The sequence below is a fragment of the Aeromonas sp. TECH754 genome, from assembly GCF_056279295.1.
The window spans coordinates 4,396,602-4,415,595 of sequence record NZ_JBWBRA010000001.1 but is presented as its reverse complement, the minus strand read 5'-3'; the positions used below and the strand labels follow the sequence as shown (position 1 = coordinate 4,415,595).

Sequence of the window (18,994 nt, the reverse complement as noted above, 5' to 3'; positions counted from 1 at the left end):
TCTTACGCGTCTGTCGCGTTAACCTTGGCAAGGGCCCGTTTTGGCATATAAATCACTGCAAAAACGGATAATTGCACTTGCTTCTACTGTCACTGAACTGGGCAAGGAGCCGCCCGACGGTGACGCCGGACAACTCCTTCGTTCTCTTATGCGTACAGCGGGTTAACCTTGTCGGCATCGATGCCGTATTTGGCGATGGCGTCGGCCACAACCTGCTTGTCGATCTCACCGCGCTTGGCCAGTTCGGTCAGGGCAGCAACGACGACGTAGAACTCGTTCACTTCGAAGTGACGACGCAGGTTGGCACGGCTGTCGGAACGGCCATAACCATCGGTACCCAGTACACGGTAGTTCTCGGTCGGCACGAAGGCACGCACCTGCTCGGCGAAGGACTTCATGTAGTCGGTCGCGGCGATGGTGGCTTCGGAACCCAGCACTGAGGTGATGTAGGGTACGCGGGCGGCGGCGGTCGGGTGCAGCATGTTCCAGCGATCAACGTCCTGACCATCACGAGCCAGCTCGTTGAAGGAGGTCACGCTGAACACGTCGGAACCCACGCCGTACTCGCTCGCCAGGATCTGGGCGGCGGTGCGCACGTGACCCAGGATGGAGCCACAACCCAGCAGCTGTACCTTGGCCTTGTTACCGGCCACGGATTCCAGCTTGTAGATACCCTTGCGAATACCTTCCTCGGCGCCTTCCGGCATGGCCGGCATGGCGTAGTTCTCGTTCAGAGTAGTGATGTAGTAGAAGACGTTCTCAGGCTTCTCACCGTACATGCGACGCAGGCCGTCTTGTACGATCACCGCTACTTCATAGGCGTAGGACGGATCGTAGGAGATGCAGTTCGGGATGGTGCCGGCCAGGATGTGGCTGTGACCATCTTCGTGCTGCAAGCCTTCGCCGTTCAAGGTGGTACGACCGGAGGTCGCGCCCAGCAGGAAGCCACGGGCTTGCTGGTCACCGGCTGCCCACGCCATGTCGCCGATCCGCTGGAAACCGAACATGGAGTAGTAGATGTAGAACGGGATCATCGGGCAATCGTTGGTGCTGTAAGAGGTCGCAGCAGCCAGCCAGGAGGACATGGCGCCCAGCTCGTTGATACCGTCTTGCAGAACCTGACCCTGCTTGTCTTCCTTGTAGTAGGAGACGATGTCACGGTCTTGCGGGGTGTATTGCTGACCGTGCGGGCTGTAGATGCCGATCTGACGGAACAGACCTTCCATACCGAAGGTACGAGCTTCGTCAGCCAGGATCGGAACGATACGCTTGCCGATGGACTTGTCTTTCAGCAGCACGTTCAGGGAACGCACGAACGCCATGGTGGTGGAGATCTCGCGCGCCTGTTCACCCAGCAGCGGGCCGAAGGCATCCAGGGCCGGGATTTCCAGCTTGGTGGTGCTCTCGCGCAGACGGGTCGGTACATAGCCCTTCAGGGCGGCACGGCGGGCGTGCAGGTACTTGTGCTCTTCGGTACCTTCTTCGATCTTCAGGTACGGCAACTCTTCCAGCTGCTCGTCGGTGACCGGCAGGCTGAAACGATCGCGCAGGTGACGCACTGAGCCCAGATCCATCTTCTTGACCTGGTGAGCGATGTTCTTGCCTTCGGCCGCTTCGCCCATGCCATAACCTTTGATGGTCTTGGCCAGGATGACGGTCGGCTTGCCCTTGGTCGCAGCAGCCTTGGAGAAGGCGGCGAACAGTTTACGGGGGTCGTGACCACCGCGGTTCAGGGCGAAGATCTCCTCGTCGGTCATGTCTTTGACCAGCGCGGCGGTTTCCGGGTAACGGTTGAAGAAGTGCTCACGCACATAACCGCCGTCACGGGACTTCATGGTCTGGTAATCACCATCCACGGTTTCGTTCATCAGCTGGATCAGCTTGCCGGAAGTGTCTTTCTTCAGCAGCTCATCCCACTTGCGACCCCAGATAACCTTGGTGACATCCCAGCCGGCGCCGGAGAACAGGCCTTCCAGCTCGTTGATGACCTTGCCGTTACCGACAACAGGACCGTCCAGACGCTGCAGGTTGCAGTTGACCACGAAGACCAGGTTGTCGAGCTTTTCACGCACGGCAACGGTCAGGGCACCCTTGGCTTCCGGCTCGTCCATCTCGCCGTCACCCAGGAAGGCGTAAACGGTCTGCTCGGAGCAATCTTTGATGCCACGGTCGGTCAGGTACTTCAGGAAGCGAGCCTGATAGATGGCGGCGATAGGACCCAGACCCATGGAAACGGTCGGGAACTGCCAGAAGTCCGGCATCAGTTTCGGGTGCGGATAGGAAGGGATACCCTTGCCGTCCACTTCCTGACGGAAGTTGTCCAGCTGCTCTTCGGTCAGGCGACCTTCGGCAAATGCACGGGCGTAGATGCCCGGGGAGATGTGACCCTGGAAGTAAACCAGATCGCCACCGTCTTTCTCGCTGCGAGCGCGGAAGAAGTGGTTGTAGCAGACTTCATAGATGGTCGCGGAAGAGGCGAAGGAAGACATGTGACCGCCAAGGTCCAGATCTTTCTTGGAGGCACGCAGCACGATCATCATGGCATTCCAGCGGATGATGGCGCGGATGCGACGTTCCATTTCCAGGTCGCCCGGGTAAGCCGGTTCGTCGCTGGCAGGAATGGTGTTGATGTAGTCGCGATTTGCCTTTTCAGCCACGTCGACACCACTGATGCGGGCCTTCTCAGCAAGCTGTTCAAGGATGAACTGAGCGCGTTGCGGACCCTCTTCACGCAGCAGGGATTCCAGAGAGGCAAGCCACTCCAGCGTTTCTATCGGGTCCACATCGTTCTTCAGGATATCAGACATGGCTGGTTCCTATTGTTATTTGCACGGCGGTTAAGATGCGCAAGAATTCGACAATAAAGCCTTGTTAGGATTAGTTTTCCTGCTGACGGATCCGACGCATGGATCGCTGGATCCGGCTGTCTTCCCTCTGCATATCCAACAAGGTGTCCTCGATAAAGGCCAGGTGCTCATGACAAGCTGCCCTGGCCCGCTCCGGAGCCCCCGACAGGATAGCCTCGATCAGGCTCGCACGATGGCGACGGATCTTGGCTACCACTCCCGGACGGCGATTCAAAATCTCATTATTTCGTAAAATATTCTGTTCGAGCATGGGGCCCATGGCCCGCAGCAGGTGCAACAGCACCACATTGTGGGAGGCCTCGGCGACCGCCAGATAGAACTGGGTGACGGCGGCGGATTCAGTCACCAGCGATCCCAGCTGGCCCGCCTCTTCGATAGCGGATTGCGCCAGGCGGATCCGCTCGAAATCGGCTTCAGTTCCCCGCAACGCCGCATAGTAGGCACAGATGCCTTCCAGCGCGTGACGAAACTCCAGCAGGTCGTACTGGGCTTCCGGGTGGGTGCTGAGCAGCTCGAACAGGGGATCTGCGATCCCCTTGCTCAGGGCATTCTGCACATAGGTGCCGCCGCCCTGACGACGATACAAGAGTCCTCTGGCTTCCAAACGCTGGATAGCTTCACGCAGAGAAGGGCGCGACACCTGAAACTGGATGGCAAGTTCACGCTCGGGAGGCAGTTTCTGCCCCGGCTGCAAGCTGCCTTCCAGAATCATGCTTTCCAGCTCGGCGACAATGGCGTCGGCCAGCTTGGGCTGAGTAATCTTGATATAGGGCATGGGGCTACTTTGTTAAATTGGTATTACCAATTCTACGATTGGGGCGAAAATTAACAGAGGGGCCGGAAAAAGTCCACCCAAAATATGATCTGAATCAAGATCAAAGCTTGCCACTTAAGGGGTAAAAAGCAGGAACTATGATGTAGCTCATAGAAAATGGTCTGACCAATATTTATGAGCTTTCTCACAGATAACATTTGGCCAACAGCGGGGAAAATGACTTGCCAGCAAGGCAAGTCATTGATTTTAAAAATACAAACTAAAGTTTGGCTTTTTCATTCGGCGTCGAGAAGCTGACGGTAACGAAGCCATTCGAAACTGTCACCCGGATCCGTCTTGCGGCCCGGCGCTATGTCGCAATGACCGACGATTTGCTCTGCCGTGATGGCAGGATACTGGCGAGAGATGGCCCGGGTGAGACTCGCCAGCACCTCGTATTGCAGATCGTCGTATGGTTGCTCGTCCGTGCCTTCCAGCTCGATACCAATGGAATAGTCGTTGCAGGCTTCCCTCCCCTCCCAGCTCGATACTCCCGCGTGCCAGGCACGGGCAATGAATGGCACGTATTGCACCAGCTCGCCATCGCGCCGGATCAGGCAGTGAGCCGAAACCCGCAGTTGGTGGATGTCGGCGAAATAGGGATGGACGGCGGGATCCAGCTTGCCGAGGAAAAGGTCATCTATCCAGGGGCCGCCAAACTGTCCCGGCGGCAGGCTGATGCCGTGCACCACCAGCAGGGAGATGTCGTCCGGGCTGCTCCGCTCATTGTGGTGGGGCGATGGCACACGGCGGGCCTGCTCGCACCAGCCAGCATCATCGATGGAAAAAAAAGCTGTCGGTTGGGTCATCGTCTACTCGACTCGCAATGGAAATATGCCCCGTGACGGAGCGACGACGCCCCCGATACATCGGGAACAAGCGTCTGAATCCATGGGTAAAACTGTGTTAGGCTGAACCATCATTCGCAAGCCACTGGACCCCACATGCACCCGATGGCCCGCCGTCTCTGGCTGCTCGCCTGGCTCTCTTTGCTGGGGCTGCTGACACTTTACTTCTACTCCAGTGCCAGGCCCACGGTGACCGCCGCTGGCGATCTGCTGCTCAAGGCCGATGCCAGCGGACATTATCGTCTGGAGGGTGCCATCAACGGCCAAGCGGTGCAACTGCTGCTGGACACGGGGGCTACCCGGGTGACGGTACCGAGTCAGGTGGCTTCTCGCCTCGGCCTCGTCGCGACCGGTCGCAGCCGGGTCAATACGGCGGCGGGTGAGATCCAGGTGCAGACCGGCCAGATCGAAAGCCTGGCGATGGGTCCACTGACCCTGTACGATTTGTCCGTCTTTATCAATCCGGTGGCCAACGGGGAGGAGATCCTGGTGGGCATGAATGCCCTAGGCCGACTGGAATTGCGCCAGAAAGACAGGCAGTTGCTTCTCAGACCCTTGCAGGAATAAGGCATGTTACAACAGGACATCAGCCGCGCCGTACGCGCCGCACTACTCGAAGATTTGGGCGACGCCCTCACCGCACTGGATCAACCGGATGCCAGCGCCGACATCACGGCCCAGCTGATCCCGGCCGATCGCGTCTCGACCGCCCGGGTCATCACCCGTGAGGCGGGGGTATTTTGTGGCCAGCCCTGGGTCGACGAGGTGTTTGCCCAGCTCGGCGGCGAAGTCAGGGTGGAGTGGCTGGTGCAGGATGGCGAGCGACTCTCCCCCAATCAGGAGCTGTTCCGTCTGCACGGCCCGGCCCGCGTTCTGCTGACTGGCGAGCGCAACGCGCTGAACTTCGTGCAGACGCTCTCCGGTGTCGCAACCCTCACCGCCCGCTACGTGGCCGAGCTGGAAGGCACCGACTGCCGACTGCTCGATACCCGCAAGACCCTGCCCGGCCTTCGCAGCGCCCAGAAATATGCCGTCACCTGCGGCGGTGGCAAGAATCACCGCATCGGCTTGTTCGACGCCTATCTCATCAAGGAGAACCACATCCTCGCCTGTGGTGGCATCAAGGAGGCCATCAGCGAGGCCCGCCGCCTAAACCCCGGCAAGCCGGTGGAGGTGGAGGTGGAGTCGCTGGCTGAACTGGAGCAGGCCCTCAACGCTGCCGCCGACATAGTGATGCTGGACAACTTCGATGTATCCATGATGTGCGAGGCCGTCGCCCTGAATCAGGGGCGCGCCAAGCTGGAGGTGTCCGGCAACGTGACGCTCGACACCCTGGCCGAGTACGCCGCTACCGGCGTCGACTTTATCTCGGTAGGTGCACTGACCAAGCATGTGCGAGCGCTGGATCTGTCGATGCGCTTTGTCTGAAGCGGCTTGAGGCAGAGCCATTCCCTTGACCCTGCCAGATATTACAGGACTCGAAACTTGCAAAAGGCGCCATCGGCGCCTTTTCTTTAGGCAGGATCCCGCGACATAAGGAGTGTGAAGATGGGCCCTCCCTGCCAACAGAAGAGCCACTAGAGACTTTTTAATCTTTGATTATTCTATATTTTTACCAAAACACAGAAAGTTGGTTAACAAAAAATCAACCTCTATTGCTAACCCGAAGCGCTCGGATAAGATACTGCGTGTGGATAGCATTCCACCGGTACTTATCAGGAACCATGGAAAAAAGGAAATTTGACATGAAAAGACAGTCAGGGTTTACGCTAATCGAATTAATGATTGTGGTCGCGATCGTTGCCATCTTGGCCGCTATCGCCTTGCCGGCCTACCAGACCTACACCAAAAAAGCGAAATTTTCAGAAGTTGTCACTGCGACTGGTGCATTTAAAACCGCAGTAGAAGTATGCGCGCAGAAAGACGGTAGTCTAGCAAATTGCGTATCACCCGCAACTAATGGCATTCCAGCGGATGTGAGTGGTGCCTCATCAGCCGATAGTTTTGTTGCGTCAGTTAGCATAGGGGGTACTAGCGCTGCTGTAACAATAACGGCCTTAGGAAAAACACCTCCCTTCACTAGTGGTGAGGAGACATATATTCTCGGGGGTACCTATACTGGCGGCCAAGTCATATGGACAAACGCGGCTAGTGGTAGTACCTGCTTGGCTGCTGGCATCTGCTAACGCATGACCTCTAGCCCCAATAGCGGCCTGGCTACCAGCCTGGCCGCCTCCTCCCTCCTCAGTGAGCCAGACTCACAGCGTTATCTGAGCCAGGCCAAGGCACAGCGTAAGCCTTTTGTGACCTTTCTGATCGAGAACGATATTCTCGACAGCAAGGCATTGGCCGATTTCTGCGAACTGGAATATGGGGTACCTCTGCTGGATCTTGCCGCCTTCGATTTGGCCGAGATCCCGCAGAAATACCTCAATCAGAAGCTGATTGAAAAACACCATGTGCTGCCCATCTACACCCAGGGCCACACCCTCTATATCGCCATGTCGGACCCAACCAATGTGTCGGCACTGGAGGATTTTGGTTTCAGCTTCGGCTTGCATACGGAAGCTTTACTCGTTGAGGAGAGCAAGCTGACCGCTTCTATCACCAAGTTGATGGAGACGGAACAGGATGTACTCGGCGTGGATCATATCGATGAATCCGAGATCTCGGAACTCGAAGTCTCCGATGAGGGTTCACGCCTCAACGAGGGGGTCAATACCACGGACGACGATGCTCCCATCGTCAAGTACATCCACAAGATCATGATGGATGCGATCAAGCGCGGAGCCTCCGATCTGCATTTCGAACCCTACGAGACCAAGTACCGGATCCGCTTTAGAGTCGACGGCATACTGCACGAGATAGCCACACCGCCGGTCAATCTGGCCAGTCGCTTCGCGGCCCGTCTCAAGGTGATGGCGCGGCTCGATATCGCCGAGCGACGCCTGCCGCAGGATGGCCGTATCAAGCTGAAGATATCGCGCAGCAGGTCCATGGACATGCGGGTCAATACCCTGCCCACCATGTGGGGAGAGAAGATCGTCATTCGTCTGCTGGACTCGTCGGCTACGCGGCTCAACCTCGATCAGCTGGGTTTTGACGAACGGCAGAAGGTGCAATACCTGCGCGCCCTCTCCAAGCCTCAGGGCATGATCCTGGTCACCGGCCCCACCGGCTCGGGCAAGACGGTCTCACTCTATACCGGCCTCAACATCCTCAATACCAACGAGGTCAACATCTCCACCGCCGAAGATCCGGTCGAGATCAACTTGCCCGGTATCAACCAGGTACAGGTCAATCCCAAGGCGGGACTCACTTTCGCCAGCGCCCTGCGCTCCTTCTTGCGTCAGGATCCGGACATCGTCATGGTGGGTGAGATCCGGGATCTCGAAACTGCGGAGATCGCCATCAAGGCCTCCCAGACCGGCCACCTGGTACTGTCGACCCTGCACACCAACTCGGCAGCTGAGACGCTGACCCGGATGATGAATATGGGGGTTCCCGCCTTCAACATCGCCTCCTCGGTGACCCTCATCATGGCTCAGCGTCTCGCCCGCAAGCTGTGCGATCACTGCAAGACTCCTGAGGAGGTACCGGACGCCGAGCTGCTCGAGCTGGGCTTTACCTCACAGCAACTGACCGCCGGATTGCGACTGTTCAAGCCGGTCGGCTGCAAGGAGTGCTCGGGAGGATACAGAGGGCGAGTCGGTATCTATGAAATCATGATCATGTCCGAAAACATCGCGAAATTGATCATGCAGGGCGCCAACTCATTGCAAATAGCGGCCATTGCCCAGAAGGAGGGGATGCGCAATCTACGTACTTCCGGCCTGGAGAAGGCGCGGTTGGGCGTCACCAGCCTGGCCGAAATCAATCGAATCACCACCAACTGAGCACGTAGTTCCCAACCCATTCACCCGGGTGATGCCGACGCAGCATCCCTGAGAATACTCTTCAAGCCAAGGCGGCCCGGACAGGAAGCAATATCATCCGGCCACCGTCGCCCAATTGCAGGATGCAGTGATGGCCACATTAGCGCAAAAACAGAACGCTCCAAAAAAAGTTTTCTCCTTCCGCTGGCATGGTGTCAATCGCAAGGGGCAGAAGATCTCCGGCGAGTTGCAGGCCGACAGCATCAACACCGTCAAAGTTGAGCTGCGCAAGCAAGGTGTCAACGTCACCAAAGTCGGCAAGCAGAGTCAGGGCATGTTTTCCAAAGGCGGCGCCAAGATCAAGCCCATGGACATCGCCGTCATCACTCGCCAGATCACCACCATGCTCTCCGCCGGCGTGCCGCTGGTACAGAGCCTGCAGATCATCGCCCGCGGCCACGAGAAGGCGGCAGTACGTGAGCTGATCGGCCAGATCGCCGCCGATGTGGAAACCGGCACTCCCATGTCAGACGCGCTGCGCCGCCACCCTCGCCACTTCGATGCGCTCTATTGCGATCTGGTGGAGGCGGGTGAGCAATCCGGTGCGCTGGAAACCATCTACGATAGGATCGCCATTTACCGCGAGAAGAGCGAGGCGCTCAAGTCCAAGATCAAGAAGGCGCTGTTTTACCCGACCATGGTCATCCTGGTCGCCATCGTGGTGACCTCCATCCTGCTGTTGTTTGTCATCCCGCAGTTCGAGGATATCTTCAAGAGCTTCGGTGCCGAGCTCCCCGCATTCACCCGCTTTGTCATCGGCATCTCCCGCTTCATGCAGGACTGGTGGTATGCGATCTTTGGCGGTATCGCCCTTGCCATTTTTCTCTACGTACGTGCCTGGCGCAGCTCCCAGAAGGTGCGCGACAACACGGACAAATTCGTCCTCACCATACCGATAGTGGGATCCATACTGCACAAGGCAGCCATGGCTCGTTTCGCCCGCACCCTCTCCACCACCTTCTCGGCCGGTATCCCACTGGTGGATGCCCTGGTCTCGTCTGCCGGCGCCTCCGGCAATTACGTCTATCGCACCGCCATCATGGCCATCCGTAACGAGGTGGTGGCGGGCATGCAGATCAACGTCGCCATGCGCACCGTAGATCTCTTCCCCGACATGGTGATCCAGATGGTGATGATCGGCGAGGAATCCGGCGCCATCGATGACATGCTCTCCAAGGTCGCCACCATCTTCGAACAAGAAGTCGATGACATGGTCGATGGCCTCACCAGCCTGCTCGAACCCCTCATCATGGTGGTACTTGGGATACTGGTCGGCGGCATGGTGGTCGCCATGTACCTCCCCATCTTCAAGCTGGGCTCTGTGATACACTGAGCCCCTCGGTCAAGGACCCGCCCAACCGGCATTTATCCGGCCTGGGCATGGTCCTTGACTCCCCCTTTCCCAACACAAGCGGTTGAATATGGTGCTTCTGATCGAGCTGGCCCAGGCACTGCCCTGGCTCTACCTTTCCCTGATATTTATCTTCTCTCTGATGATCGGCAGTTTCCTCAACGTGGTCATCCATCGCCTTCCCATCATGCTGGAGCGGGAATGGCATGCCGAATACCGCGACTACTTCGACAGCAAGACAGAAACGCCCCCCGTCGCGCCCTATAACCTGATGGTGCCGCGCTCCTGCTGCCCCCAATGTGATCATCCCATAGGAGCGCTGGAGAATATCCCCCTGTTGAGCTGGCTCTGGCTCAAAGGACGCTGCCGGGCATGCAAAGCCCCCATCTCGGCCCGCTACCCGCTGGTGGAATTGTTGACGGCTCTGCTATCGGTGGCCGTCGCAACCACCCTCACCCCAGGTTGGGGCGCGCTGGCAGCCCTAGTGCTGACCTGGACGCTAGTGGCGCTCACCTTTATTGATCTGGACAAGATGCTGCTGCCGGATCAGCTCACCCTGCCGCTGCTGTGGGGTGGCCTGCTGTTCAACCTGCTGGGGGGCTTCGTCTCTCTGGAAGATGCGGTGATTGGCGCCATGGCCGGTTATCTGGTGTTATGGAGCCTCTACTGGGCCTTCAAGCTGCTCACCGGCAAGGAGGGGATGGGCTATGGCGACTTCAAGCTGCTGGCCGCGCTGGGTGCCTGGCTCGGCTGGCAGGCCCTGCCCATAGTGCTGCTGCTCTCCTCCCTGGTTGGCGCCATCATTGGCATCGGCCTCATACTGCTGCGCAACCACCATCAAGGTAAACCCATCCCCTTTGGCCCCTATCTCGCCATCGCGGGCTGGATCGCACTGCTGTGGGGCGATAGCATCACCCGCTGGTACCTGAACACCGTCCTCTGACAACGGGATCTCTGAAAAATGTATGTGGTAGCTATTACCGGCGGCATAGGTAGCGGCAAGACGACCGTCGCCAACCAATTTGCGGCCCTTGGCATCGAGGTCATCGACGCCGACCTGATTGCCCGTGAGGTGGTGGAACCCGGCACTCCCGCGCTGGCCGCCATCGCCAGCCATTTCGGTGCCGATATCCTCAATGGTCAGGGAGAGCTGGACAGGCGCGTCCTGCGCGAGCGCATCTTCAGCGATCCGGCGGCTAAAACCTGGCTCAATGCCCTGCTCCACCCACTGATCCGCAACGAGATGCTGCGCCAGTGTGCGGCAGCCACGTCGCCCTACTGCCTGCTGGTGGTACCACTGCTGGTCGAGAACAAGCTCACCGGTCTGGCCGATCGGGTGCTGGTCATCGACGTGGATGAGGCGACCCAGATCGAGCGCACCTGTCGCCGAGATGGGGTGAGCCGAGAGCAGGCACAGGCCATTCTGGCGTCCCAGGCGAGTCGCGCAGAGCGCCTCGCGGCGGCGGATGACGTGCTGGACAACCAGAGTGGTACAAGCGAGACCATTCAGGCGCGAATTTTGGCGCTGCACGAGACATATCTGGTATTTGCCTCTCAACAAGCCCGCCAACTGTGAGTACACTAGGCCGGTTTATGGCTGGCCAGGATTAGGCATGATTTACGATTTCCCCCTCAACGAAAAAAGCCGGACCTATCTTCGTCTGGAGTCCCTGTTTTCCCAGATCCGCGGCAATCTGGAGAGTGACCAGCCCTGGGCACATATCGCCTTCTTCAAGGGGTTGTTCGATCTGCAGGAACTGCTGGAACGCGGTGACCTGCGCGCTGATCTGATCAAGGATCTGGAGCGGCTCAGCCAGCGCCTGAGCCACTGGGCCAGCCTGCCGGAGGTCGATCTCGAGCAGATCCAGCGGATGCAGCAGGAGAGCACCCAGCTTTCCCGCAGCCTGCTGAGCTCCCCTCGCCCCGGCGCCCGCCTGAAAGAGGATCGCCTGCTCGGCTCCATCCGTCAGCGCTTCTCCATCCCCGGCGGACTCTGCGCCTTCGATGTCCCCCAGTTGCATCACTGGCTGGTCACCCCGGCGGTGGCTCGCCATCAGCAGATGCAACTGTGGCTCAGCGACATCAACCTGCTGATGAATGCCATCACTCTATTGCTGCGTCTGTGGCGTGAGTCAGGCAACTTCAGCGAGCAGATCGCCACCAATGGCTTCTTCCAGGATACCGCCGAGGGCGCAGAGCTCATCCGCATCCGCCTGCCTGGTACACCGTCCTGCTACCCAACCCTGAGTGGCCACAAGAACCGCTTTGCCCTGCGCTTCCAGCCAACCACAGAGCAGCAGATCGGCGACGTGCCCTTCCAGCTCGCCTGCTGCTAAGGAGATACCAGATGGTGACCAAGGTGAAGTGCCCGACCTGTCAGACCGAGCTGGAATGGACTCCTGAGAGCCTGTTTCGCCCCTTCTGCAGCAAGCGCTGCCAGCTGATTGACCTCGGTGAATGGGCCGACGAAGAAAAGCGGATCCCCGGCGAGATCAACCCGGAGCTGTTGCCCTATCCCGAGGAAGGGGAGCCGTGGCAATAAGCCAGGTAGCAAAAAGGGCCAACAAGGCCCTTTTTTAATGCGCGGCTCCCACAGATGGCTCGGTTGGCATCGTCTGCAACAAGCCACACCGAATGCCACGGTATCTGATCTTACTGCGCAAGCGGCTCCTGCAAACGGGCGACGATCGGGCCATTGGCATCCGGGAATTGGTATTCGTGCAGCGATGCGAGCGGCACCCAGCGGCACTCCTGTCCCTCCTTGCCAAAGGGCTCGCCACTGAAGTGGGTCACCTTCCAGATATCCAACAGCACCTGCTTGTCGGGGTAATCGTGGTGCAGCTCCATGAAGGGGGAGCAATCCAGCACCCGGATCCCGATCTCCTCCCACAGCTCCCTGTCCAGCGCGGTGAGCAGGTCTTCCCCTGACTCCACCTTGCCCCCGGGGAACTCCCAGCGATCGCCCTGATGGCTATCTGAGGAGCGTTTGGCGAGGAAGATCTCGCCCTTTTCATTCTCGATGACGCCCACCGCCACCCAGATGCGTTTCTTCGATTCCATCTTTGTCCTCACTCTCGCTACCGCACTTCATGCGCCACCCAACCGGCTGGGTGACCCTGAAATAGATGCACCGCCCGGAGGCGGTGCATGGAGACTGACAACGGATCAGGTCAACTGACCGTGGCAGTGCTTGTATTTCTTGCCGGATCCGCAGGGGCAGGGATCGTTGCGGCCGATCTTCTGCTCATCCCGCACGAAGGTCACCGGCGGCGCTTCGGCCTGGGCCTCTTCGTCCGCCAGCTGATTCTCGGCTGCGGCGTGGGTGTAAGTGCGAGGAGCCGCTTCCGCCTGCTGACGCTGTTGCTCTTCCATCGCCTCTACGTCGCGCTCCTGCACCTGAACCCGGCTCAGGATGCTGACCACGTCGCGCTTGAGGGTTTCCAGCATCTGGGTGAACAGATCGAAGGACTCGCGCTTGTACTCCTGCTTGGGGTTCTTCTGGGCGTAGCCGCGCAGATGGATGCCCTGACGCAGGTGGTCCATGGCCGCCAGATGCTCCTTCCAGAGGCCATCCAGGGTCTGCAGCATCACCGCCTTCTCGAAGTTGCGCAGTACCGAGGTGCCGACCAGCTCTTCCTTGTAGGCGTACAGCTTGGTCGCCTCTTCCAGGATGCGCTCGCGCAGCTTCTCTTCGTACAGCTTGTCATCTTCCGCCAGCCATTGCTGCAGCGGCAGATCCAGGGAGAAATCGGCCTTCAGGCGCGCTTCCAGACCCGGCACGTCCCACATCTCTTCCAGAGACTGGGGCGGAATGTATTCGTCGATGATGGCGCCATAGACGTCGTCACGGATGACGTGAATCGTCTCGGAGATGTCATTGGTATCCAGCAGTTCATTACGCTGCTCATAGACCACTTTACGCTGATCATTCGCTACGTCATCGAACTCGAGCAGGTTTTTACGGATGTCGAAGTTGCGACCCTCCACCTTGCGCTGGGCGTTCTCGATGGCCTTGGTCACCCAGGGATGTTCGATGGCCTCGCCCTCTTCCATCCCCAGCTTCTTCATCATGCCGGTGACGCGATCGGAGGCGAAGATCCGCATCAGGGTATCTTCCATGGAGAGGTAGAAACGGGAGGAGCCCGGGTCACCCTGACGACCGGAACGGCCGCGCAGCTGGTTGTCGATCCGGCGGGATTCGTGACGCTCGGTACCGATGATGTGCAGACCGCCAGCGGCCAGCACCTCATCGTGACGGATCTGCCAAGCCGCCTTGATGGCTTTAATCTGCTCGTCGGTCGGGTTCTCCAGCGCGGCGATCTCCGCCTGCCAGTTGCCGCCGAGCACGATGTCGGTACCGCGACCGGCCATGTTGGTGGCGATGGTGACGGCGCCGGTCTGGCCCGCCTGGGCGACGATCTCCGCCTCCATGGCGTGGAACTTGGCGTTCAGCACCTTGTGCGGGATGTTTTCCTTGGTCAGGATGCCGGACAGCAGCTCGGAGTTCTCGATGGAGACGGTCCCCACCAGCACCGGTTGGCCGCGCTCGACGCAGCCGCGGATGTCTTCGATGATGGCAGCATACTTCTCCTGGGCGGTCAGGTAGACCAGATCACCCATGTCCTTGCGCACCATCGGCTTGTTGGTCGGGATGACCACAGTGTCCAGACCATAGATCTGCTGGAATTCGAACGCTTCGGTGTCGGCGGTGCCGGTCATGCCCGCCAGCTTGTCATACAGGCGGAAGTAGTTCTGGAAGGTGATGGAGGCCAGAGTCTGGTTCTCGTTCTGGATCTTGACCCCTTCCTTCGCCTCGACGGCCTGATGCAGACCATCGGACCAGCGACGACCCGGCATGGTACGGCCGGTGTGCTCGTCGACGATGACAATCTCGTCCTTCTGGACGATGTAGTCCACGTTGCGCTCAAACAGGGTGTGAGCACGCAGGCCGGCATTGACGTGGTGCAGCAGGCTGATGTTGGTGGCGGAGAACAGGGAGTCCTCCTCCGCCAGCAGCCCCTCTTTCTTGAGCAGCTCCTCCACGAAGATCTGGCCGTTCTCGGTCAGCAGCGCCTGACGGTTCTTCTCGTCCACCGTGTAGTGGCCGTCACCGGTGTATTCCTCGGAATCTTCCTTGTCCTGTTTGACCAGCAGCGGGATCAACTTGTTGATCTGGGTATACATGGCGGAGCTGTCTTCGGCCGGGCCGGAGATGATGAGCGGAGTACGGGCTTCATCGATCAACACGGAATCCACTTCATCCACCAGCGCGTAGTTGAGCGGACGCTGCACGCGCTGTTCCGGCGAGAACGCCATGTTGTCGCGCAGGTAGTCGAAACCGAATTCGTTGTTGGTACCGTAGGTAATGTCGGCGGCGTAGGCGTCGCGCTTCTGGGACGCATCCATGCCGGGCACGTTGCAGTCGACCGTCATGCCGAGGAAGGTGAACAGCGGGCGGTTCGCCTCGGCATCGCGCTTGGCCAGATAGTCGTTCACCGTCACCACGTGCACACCGCGGCCGCTCAAGGCATTGAGGTAGGCCGGCAGCGTTGCGGTCAGCGTCTTACCTTCACCTGTCTTCATCTCGGCGATGCGGTTGGAGTTCAGTACCATGCCACCGATCAGCTGCACGTCGAAGTGGCGCATGCCGAACACCCGGCGGGATGCTTCACGCACGGTGGCGAAGGCTTCCGGCAACAGCTGCTCCAGCGTCTCACCCTGCTCCAGACGCTGCCGATACTCAGCGGTCTTGGCCTGCAGCTCCTGATCGGACAGTGCCTCGAACTGAGGCTCCATCGCATTGATCTGTTTTACAATTTTGCGCAAAGCCTTGAGCGTTCTGTCGTTCCGGCTGCCGATAATCTTGGTGAGCAGTGTGCTAATCATGGGTACCAACTGTTTTGGTTATATTTGAGCGTTCCGTCACTGGAACCTGAAGAAAAAACCTAACCCCGTCTGGCGTTCAGAAAGCGTGCGGGGTTGACCTGACGACCATCTTTCAATACTTCGTAATGCAAATGAACCCCGGTCGCACGACCGGTACGCCCCATCAGGGCAATTTTCTGGCCTTCATCGACCAGGGTGCCCACATCCACCAACAACTTGGAGTTATGGGCATAGCGGGTCACCAGACCATTGCCATGGTCGATCTCCACCATGTTGCCAAATTCCGGGTGGCGACCTGACCAGCTGACGATCCCCTTGCCGGTGGCCAGGATGGGCGTACCGGGCTTGCCACGGAAATCCACCCCCTTGTGCATCTTGGCGCGGCCGTTGAACGGATCGACCCGACCGCCGAAACCGGAGGAGATCCAGACTCGCTCCTGCTTGACCGGCGAGCCGGAAATAAAACCGGCATCGGTGATATGGTGATTAATGATGAAAGATTCAAGTACCGACAGCTGCTCTTCACGGCTGCTGAGCTGTCGACTGAGGTGTCTCATGGAGTCTTGCAGCTCGTTGAGGCTGACTTCGAGATCGGCATCGTAGGAAGGACCGCCCATGGGAGGCAGTTCCTTGAAGTTGAATTCTTCGGGATCGAGGTCTGCCTTTTCGGTCAGTCGCTCGCCGAGCGCATTGAGACGACCCAGCTGTCCCTGCATAGTGCCCACCTGGGCGGCCAGCATGGCAAGCTGTTCGCGGGCTTCATCGGCCCCTTGCGTGGATTTTTGCTGTTCGGCCATGGCCAGCGCGACTTCCAGCGCTTCCATTTTCTGGTGCCAGCTCTGCCAGAGCCAGCCCCCACTCAGGGCCAATACAGTGAAGAGGATACCGCCGACCCAGGCCAGACGTTGTTTGGGTAAGTGCAACTTGCGGCGCTGCTTACCGTTGAGGATCAGGGTAATGCTCATAGAAATATGTCTTCTCGGTCAGGTGTGGCCAGGAGCCAGCACGGGCAATAAAACCGGGAGATAATCGGTATTAAAGGATGGAATAAACAAATGACAGGACGTCGGTGCGGAGAGATGACCGACGTCCTGTTGCACAGCTATCAGGCCAGAACCAGACCGTTATCGTAGTAAGCGATAGGCGCTTTCTCGCCCTCACCCTCGAAGGTCACCAGTTCCCAGGCCTCCTGCTTGGCCAGCAAGGCACGCAGCAGTTTGTTGTTCAAGGCATGGCCCGTCTTGTAGGCGCGGAATTCACCGATGATGCTGCGATTGCACATATACAGATCACCGATCGCATCCAGCATCTTGTGCTTGACGAACTCGTCTTCGTAACGCAGACCATCTTCATTCAGCACCCGATAGTCATCCAGTACTACGGCATTTTCCAGGCTTCCGCCCAGCGCCAGGTTCTGGGAACGCAGGTACTCGATGTCACGCATGAAGCCGAAGGTACGGGCACGACTGATCTCTTTCACGAAGGAGCTGCCGGAGAAGTCCAGCACGCAACGCTGGTTGCGACCTTCGAATACCGGATGCTGGAAATCGATCTCGAGATCCATCTTGAAGCCGTTGCGATAGGGGTGGAATTCCGCCCACTTGTCGCCGTCTTCAACCCGGACGCTCTGCTTGATCCGCACAAACTGCTTGGGTGCGCTCTGTTCACGGATACCCACTTCTTGCAGCAGGTAGATGAACGGATGCGCACTGCCATCCATCACCGGGATCTCGGGCGCATCAACCTCTACATAGAGGTTGTCGATGCCCATCCCGGCCAAGGCGGCAGACAGATGTTCAATGGTTGACACACGGACGCCGGCTTCGTTTACCAGAGCGGTACAAAGCACGGTATCACGCACCTGATCGGCGTTGGCTGGCAGCGCTACAACAGGATTCAGATCGGTACGCAAGTAAACGATCCCTGTGTTAACAGGTGCCGGACGGAACGTCATTGTGACTTTCCGGCCCGAATGCAGGCCCACACCGGTGGCCTGAACACTCGTTTTCAAGGTTCTTTGTCTAATCATGGGTGTATCCGCTCAACAGCTCAAATTCCTGACCAGATGGTCGTTGCCGGGCCATCTTAGCACAATCCTTAAGCAACAAACAAACCAGAGCCATCAGAGACTTAGTCAGCTTGCTTGCGCAGGAACGCAGGAATATCGAGATAATCCGGTTCGCGACGAGCTTGCGGCTCGGCGTTCACCACCTTGGCCGGGGCCTCTTCCATCACGCGAGACTGCAGGGCTTCGCTGATCAGGGGCTGACGGGCCGGACGCTCTTGTACCATGTTGTTCTTCACCAGCGTGATGTCAGGCTTGCGCTCGGCACCGATACCGGTAGCGACCACGGTAACACGCAGTTCGTCGTGCATTTCCGGGTCGATGACGGTACCCACCACTACGGTGGCGTTCTCGGAGGCGAAGGCCTTGACCGCGTTACCCACGGTTTCGAACTCTTCGATGGTCATGTCCATGCCGGCGGTGATGTTGACCAGGATGCCACGGGCACCGGCCAGATCCACGTCTTCCAGCAGCGGGCTGGAGATGGCTTTCTCGGCGGCTTCTTCGGCACGGTCATCACCGGAGGCAGAACCTGTCCCCATCATGGCGGTGCCCATTTCGCGCATAACGGTACGCACGTCCGCGAAGTCGACGTTGATCAAACCCGGACGGGTGATCAGCTCGGCAATGCCCTGTACCGCGCCCAGCAGGACGTCGTTGGCTGCCTTGAAGGCGTCCAGCAGGGAGATGCCGCGACCCAGCACCTTCAGCAACTTGTCGTTGGGGATGGTGATCAGGGAGTCGACGTTCTTGGACAGCTCCTCGATACCGTGGGCGGCGAAGCCCATCCGCTTCTTCCCTTCGAAGGAGAACGGCTTGGTCACGACGGCCACGGTCAGGATACCCATCTCGCGGGCCACTTCGGCCACGATTGGTGCGGCACCGGTACCGGTACCGCCACCCATGCCGGCGGCGATGAACACCATGTCGGAACCGGTCAGCAGCTCGCGCAGTGCTTCCCTGTCTTCCAGCGCGGCGTCACGACCCACGTCCGGGCTGGCCCCGGCACCCAGTCCCTTGGTGATACCACTGCCGATCTGCAGGGTGGTATTGGCACTGGAATTGCGCAGTGCCTGGGCGTCGGTGTTGATGGTAATGAACTCAACACCCTCGATGTTTTGACGAACCATGTGCTCGACTGCGTTGCCGCCGCCGCCACCCACACCTATCACCTTGATGACGGCTTCGTCAGTGTGGCTATCCATAAATTCAAACATGTTGTCTCTCC

At 58.8% G+C, this 18,994-nt stretch carries 17 protein-coding genes; 9 read left to right on the top strand and 8 right to left on the bottom strand.

All coding sequences use genetic code 11. The features are described 5' to 3' along the window. Window positions 1-146 precede the first annotated feature (146 nt). The 3 genes from aceE to ampD all read right to left on the bottom strand — a co-directional run bounded on the left by aceE (window position 147) and on the right by ampD (window position 4,490). Entirely contained in the window at window positions 147-2,807 is a 2,661-nt protein-coding gene (gene aceE / locus ACZ9IL_RS20235; RefSeq protein ID WP_476005051.1) for a pyruvate dehydrogenase (acetyl-transferring), homodimeric type, read from the bottom strand. A 70-nt stretch (window positions 2,808-2,877) separates the two neighbouring features. After that, window positions 2,878-3,642, bottom strand: a complete 765-nt coding sequence (gene pdhR / locus ACZ9IL_RS20230) for a pyruvate dehydrogenase complex transcriptional repressor PdhR (protein WP_042641246.1) — start codon at window positions 3,640-3,642, stop codon at window positions 2,878-2,880. Between the two features lie 275 nt (window positions 3,643-3,917). After that, window positions 3,918-4,490 (bottom strand): 1,6-anhydro-N-acetylmuramyl-L-alanine amidase AmpD, encoded by a 573-nt coding sequence (gene ampD / locus ACZ9IL_RS20225; protein ID WP_476005050.1) that lies wholly within the window; start codon window positions 4,488-4,490, stop codon window positions 3,918-3,920. A 135-nt stretch (window positions 4,491-4,625) separates the two neighbouring features. On the opposite strand from ampD, the gene ACZ9IL_RS20220 reads away from it, so the two are divergent. The 9 genes from ACZ9IL_RS20220 to yacG all read left to right on the top strand — a co-directional run bounded on the left by ACZ9IL_RS20220 (window position 4,626) and on the right by yacG (window position 12,357). Next, a complete protein-coding gene (locus tag ACZ9IL_RS20220) occupies window positions 4,626-5,096 on the top strand; it encodes a retropepsin-like aspartic protease family protein (protein WP_476005049.1) in 471 nt (156 codons plus the stop codon). 3 nt (window positions 5,097-5,099) lie between these two features. Beyond that, window positions 5,100-5,957 (top strand): carboxylating nicotinate-nucleotide diphosphorylase, encoded by an 858-nt coding sequence (gene nadC / locus ACZ9IL_RS20215; RefSeq protein ID WP_476005048.1) that lies wholly within the window; start codon window positions 5,100-5,102, stop codon window positions 5,955-5,957. Window positions 5,958-6,274: 317 nt separating this feature from the next. Further along, window positions 6,275-6,715 (top strand): pilin, encoded by a 441-nt coding sequence (locus tag ACZ9IL_RS20210; RefSeq protein WP_476005047.1) that lies wholly within the window; start codon window positions 6,275-6,277, stop codon window positions 6,713-6,715. Between the two features lie 3 nt (window positions 6,716-6,718). Beyond that, window positions 6,719-8,425: a PilB family type IVa pilus assembly ATPase TapB gene (tapB, locus tag ACZ9IL_RS20205; RefSeq protein ID WP_476005046.1), complete on the top strand. Its 1,707-nt coding sequence runs from the start codon at window positions 6,719-6,721 to the stop codon at window positions 8,423-8,425. A 130-nt stretch (window positions 8,426-8,555) separates the two neighbouring features. Continuing rightward, on the top strand, window positions 8,556-9,797 hold the full coding sequence (locus tag ACZ9IL_RS20200; RefSeq protein WP_476005045.1) for a type II secretion system F family protein: 1,242 nt from the start codon (window positions 8,556-8,558) through the stop codon (window positions 9,795-9,797). Window positions 9,798-9,885: 88 nt separating this feature from the next. Continuing rightward, window positions 9,886-10,758 (top strand): prepilin peptidase, encoded by an 873-nt coding sequence (locus tag ACZ9IL_RS20195; RefSeq protein WP_476005044.1) that lies wholly within the window; start codon window positions 9,886-9,888, stop codon window positions 10,756-10,758. Between the two features lie 18 nt (window positions 10,759-10,776). After that, window positions 10,777-11,391, top strand: a complete 615-nt coding sequence (coaE, locus tag ACZ9IL_RS20190) for a dephospho-CoA kinase (protein ID WP_476005043.1) — start codon at window positions 10,777-10,779, stop codon at window positions 11,389-11,391. 37 nt (window positions 11,392-11,428) lie between these two features. Then, window positions 11,429-12,151: a cell division protein ZapD gene (zapD, locus tag ACZ9IL_RS20185; RefSeq protein WP_476005042.1), complete on the top strand. Its 723-nt coding sequence runs from the start codon at window positions 11,429-11,431 to the stop codon at window positions 12,149-12,151. Window positions 12,152-12,162: 11 nt separating this feature from the next. Next, complete coding sequence (gene yacG / locus ACZ9IL_RS20180) at window positions 12,163-12,357, top strand: DNA gyrase inhibitor YacG (protein ID WP_476005041.1); 195 nt, start codon at window positions 12,163-12,165, stop codon at window positions 12,355-12,357. A 110-nt stretch (window positions 12,358-12,467) separates the two neighbouring features. On the opposite strand, the gene mutT is transcribed toward yacG, so the two are convergent. The 5 genes from mutT to ftsZ form a co-directional block, all read right to left on the bottom strand. Next, window positions 12,468-12,875: an 8-oxo-dGTP diphosphatase MutT gene (mutT, locus tag ACZ9IL_RS20175; protein WP_476005040.1), complete on the bottom strand. Its 408-nt coding sequence runs from the start codon at window positions 12,873-12,875 to the stop codon at window positions 12,468-12,470. 105 nt (window positions 12,876-12,980) lie between these two features. Further along, window positions 12,981-15,701 (bottom strand): preprotein translocase subunit SecA, encoded by a 2,721-nt coding sequence (secA, locus tag ACZ9IL_RS20170; RefSeq protein ID WP_476005039.1) that lies wholly within the window; start codon window positions 15,699-15,701, stop codon window positions 12,981-12,983. 59 nt (window positions 15,702-15,760) lie between these two features. Further along, window positions 15,761-16,666: a M23 family metallopeptidase gene (locus tag ACZ9IL_RS20165; protein ID WP_476005038.1), complete on the bottom strand. Its 906-nt coding sequence runs from the start codon at window positions 16,664-16,666 to the stop codon at window positions 15,761-15,763. A 140-nt stretch (window positions 16,667-16,806) separates the two neighbouring features. Next, window positions 16,807-17,730 (bottom strand): UDP-3-O-acyl-N-acetylglucosamine deacetylase, encoded by a 924-nt coding sequence (gene lpxC / locus ACZ9IL_RS20160; RefSeq protein WP_033132332.1) that lies wholly within the window; start codon window positions 17,728-17,730, stop codon window positions 16,807-16,809. Between the two features lie 101 nt (window positions 17,731-17,831). Then, window positions 17,832-18,983, bottom strand: coding sequence for a cell division protein FtsZ (ftsZ, locus tag ACZ9IL_RS20155; protein ID WP_033132331.1), 1,152 nt, complete (start codon window positions 18,981-18,983; stop codon window positions 17,832-17,834). Between the last annotated feature and the right edge of the window lie 11 nt (window positions 18,984-18,994).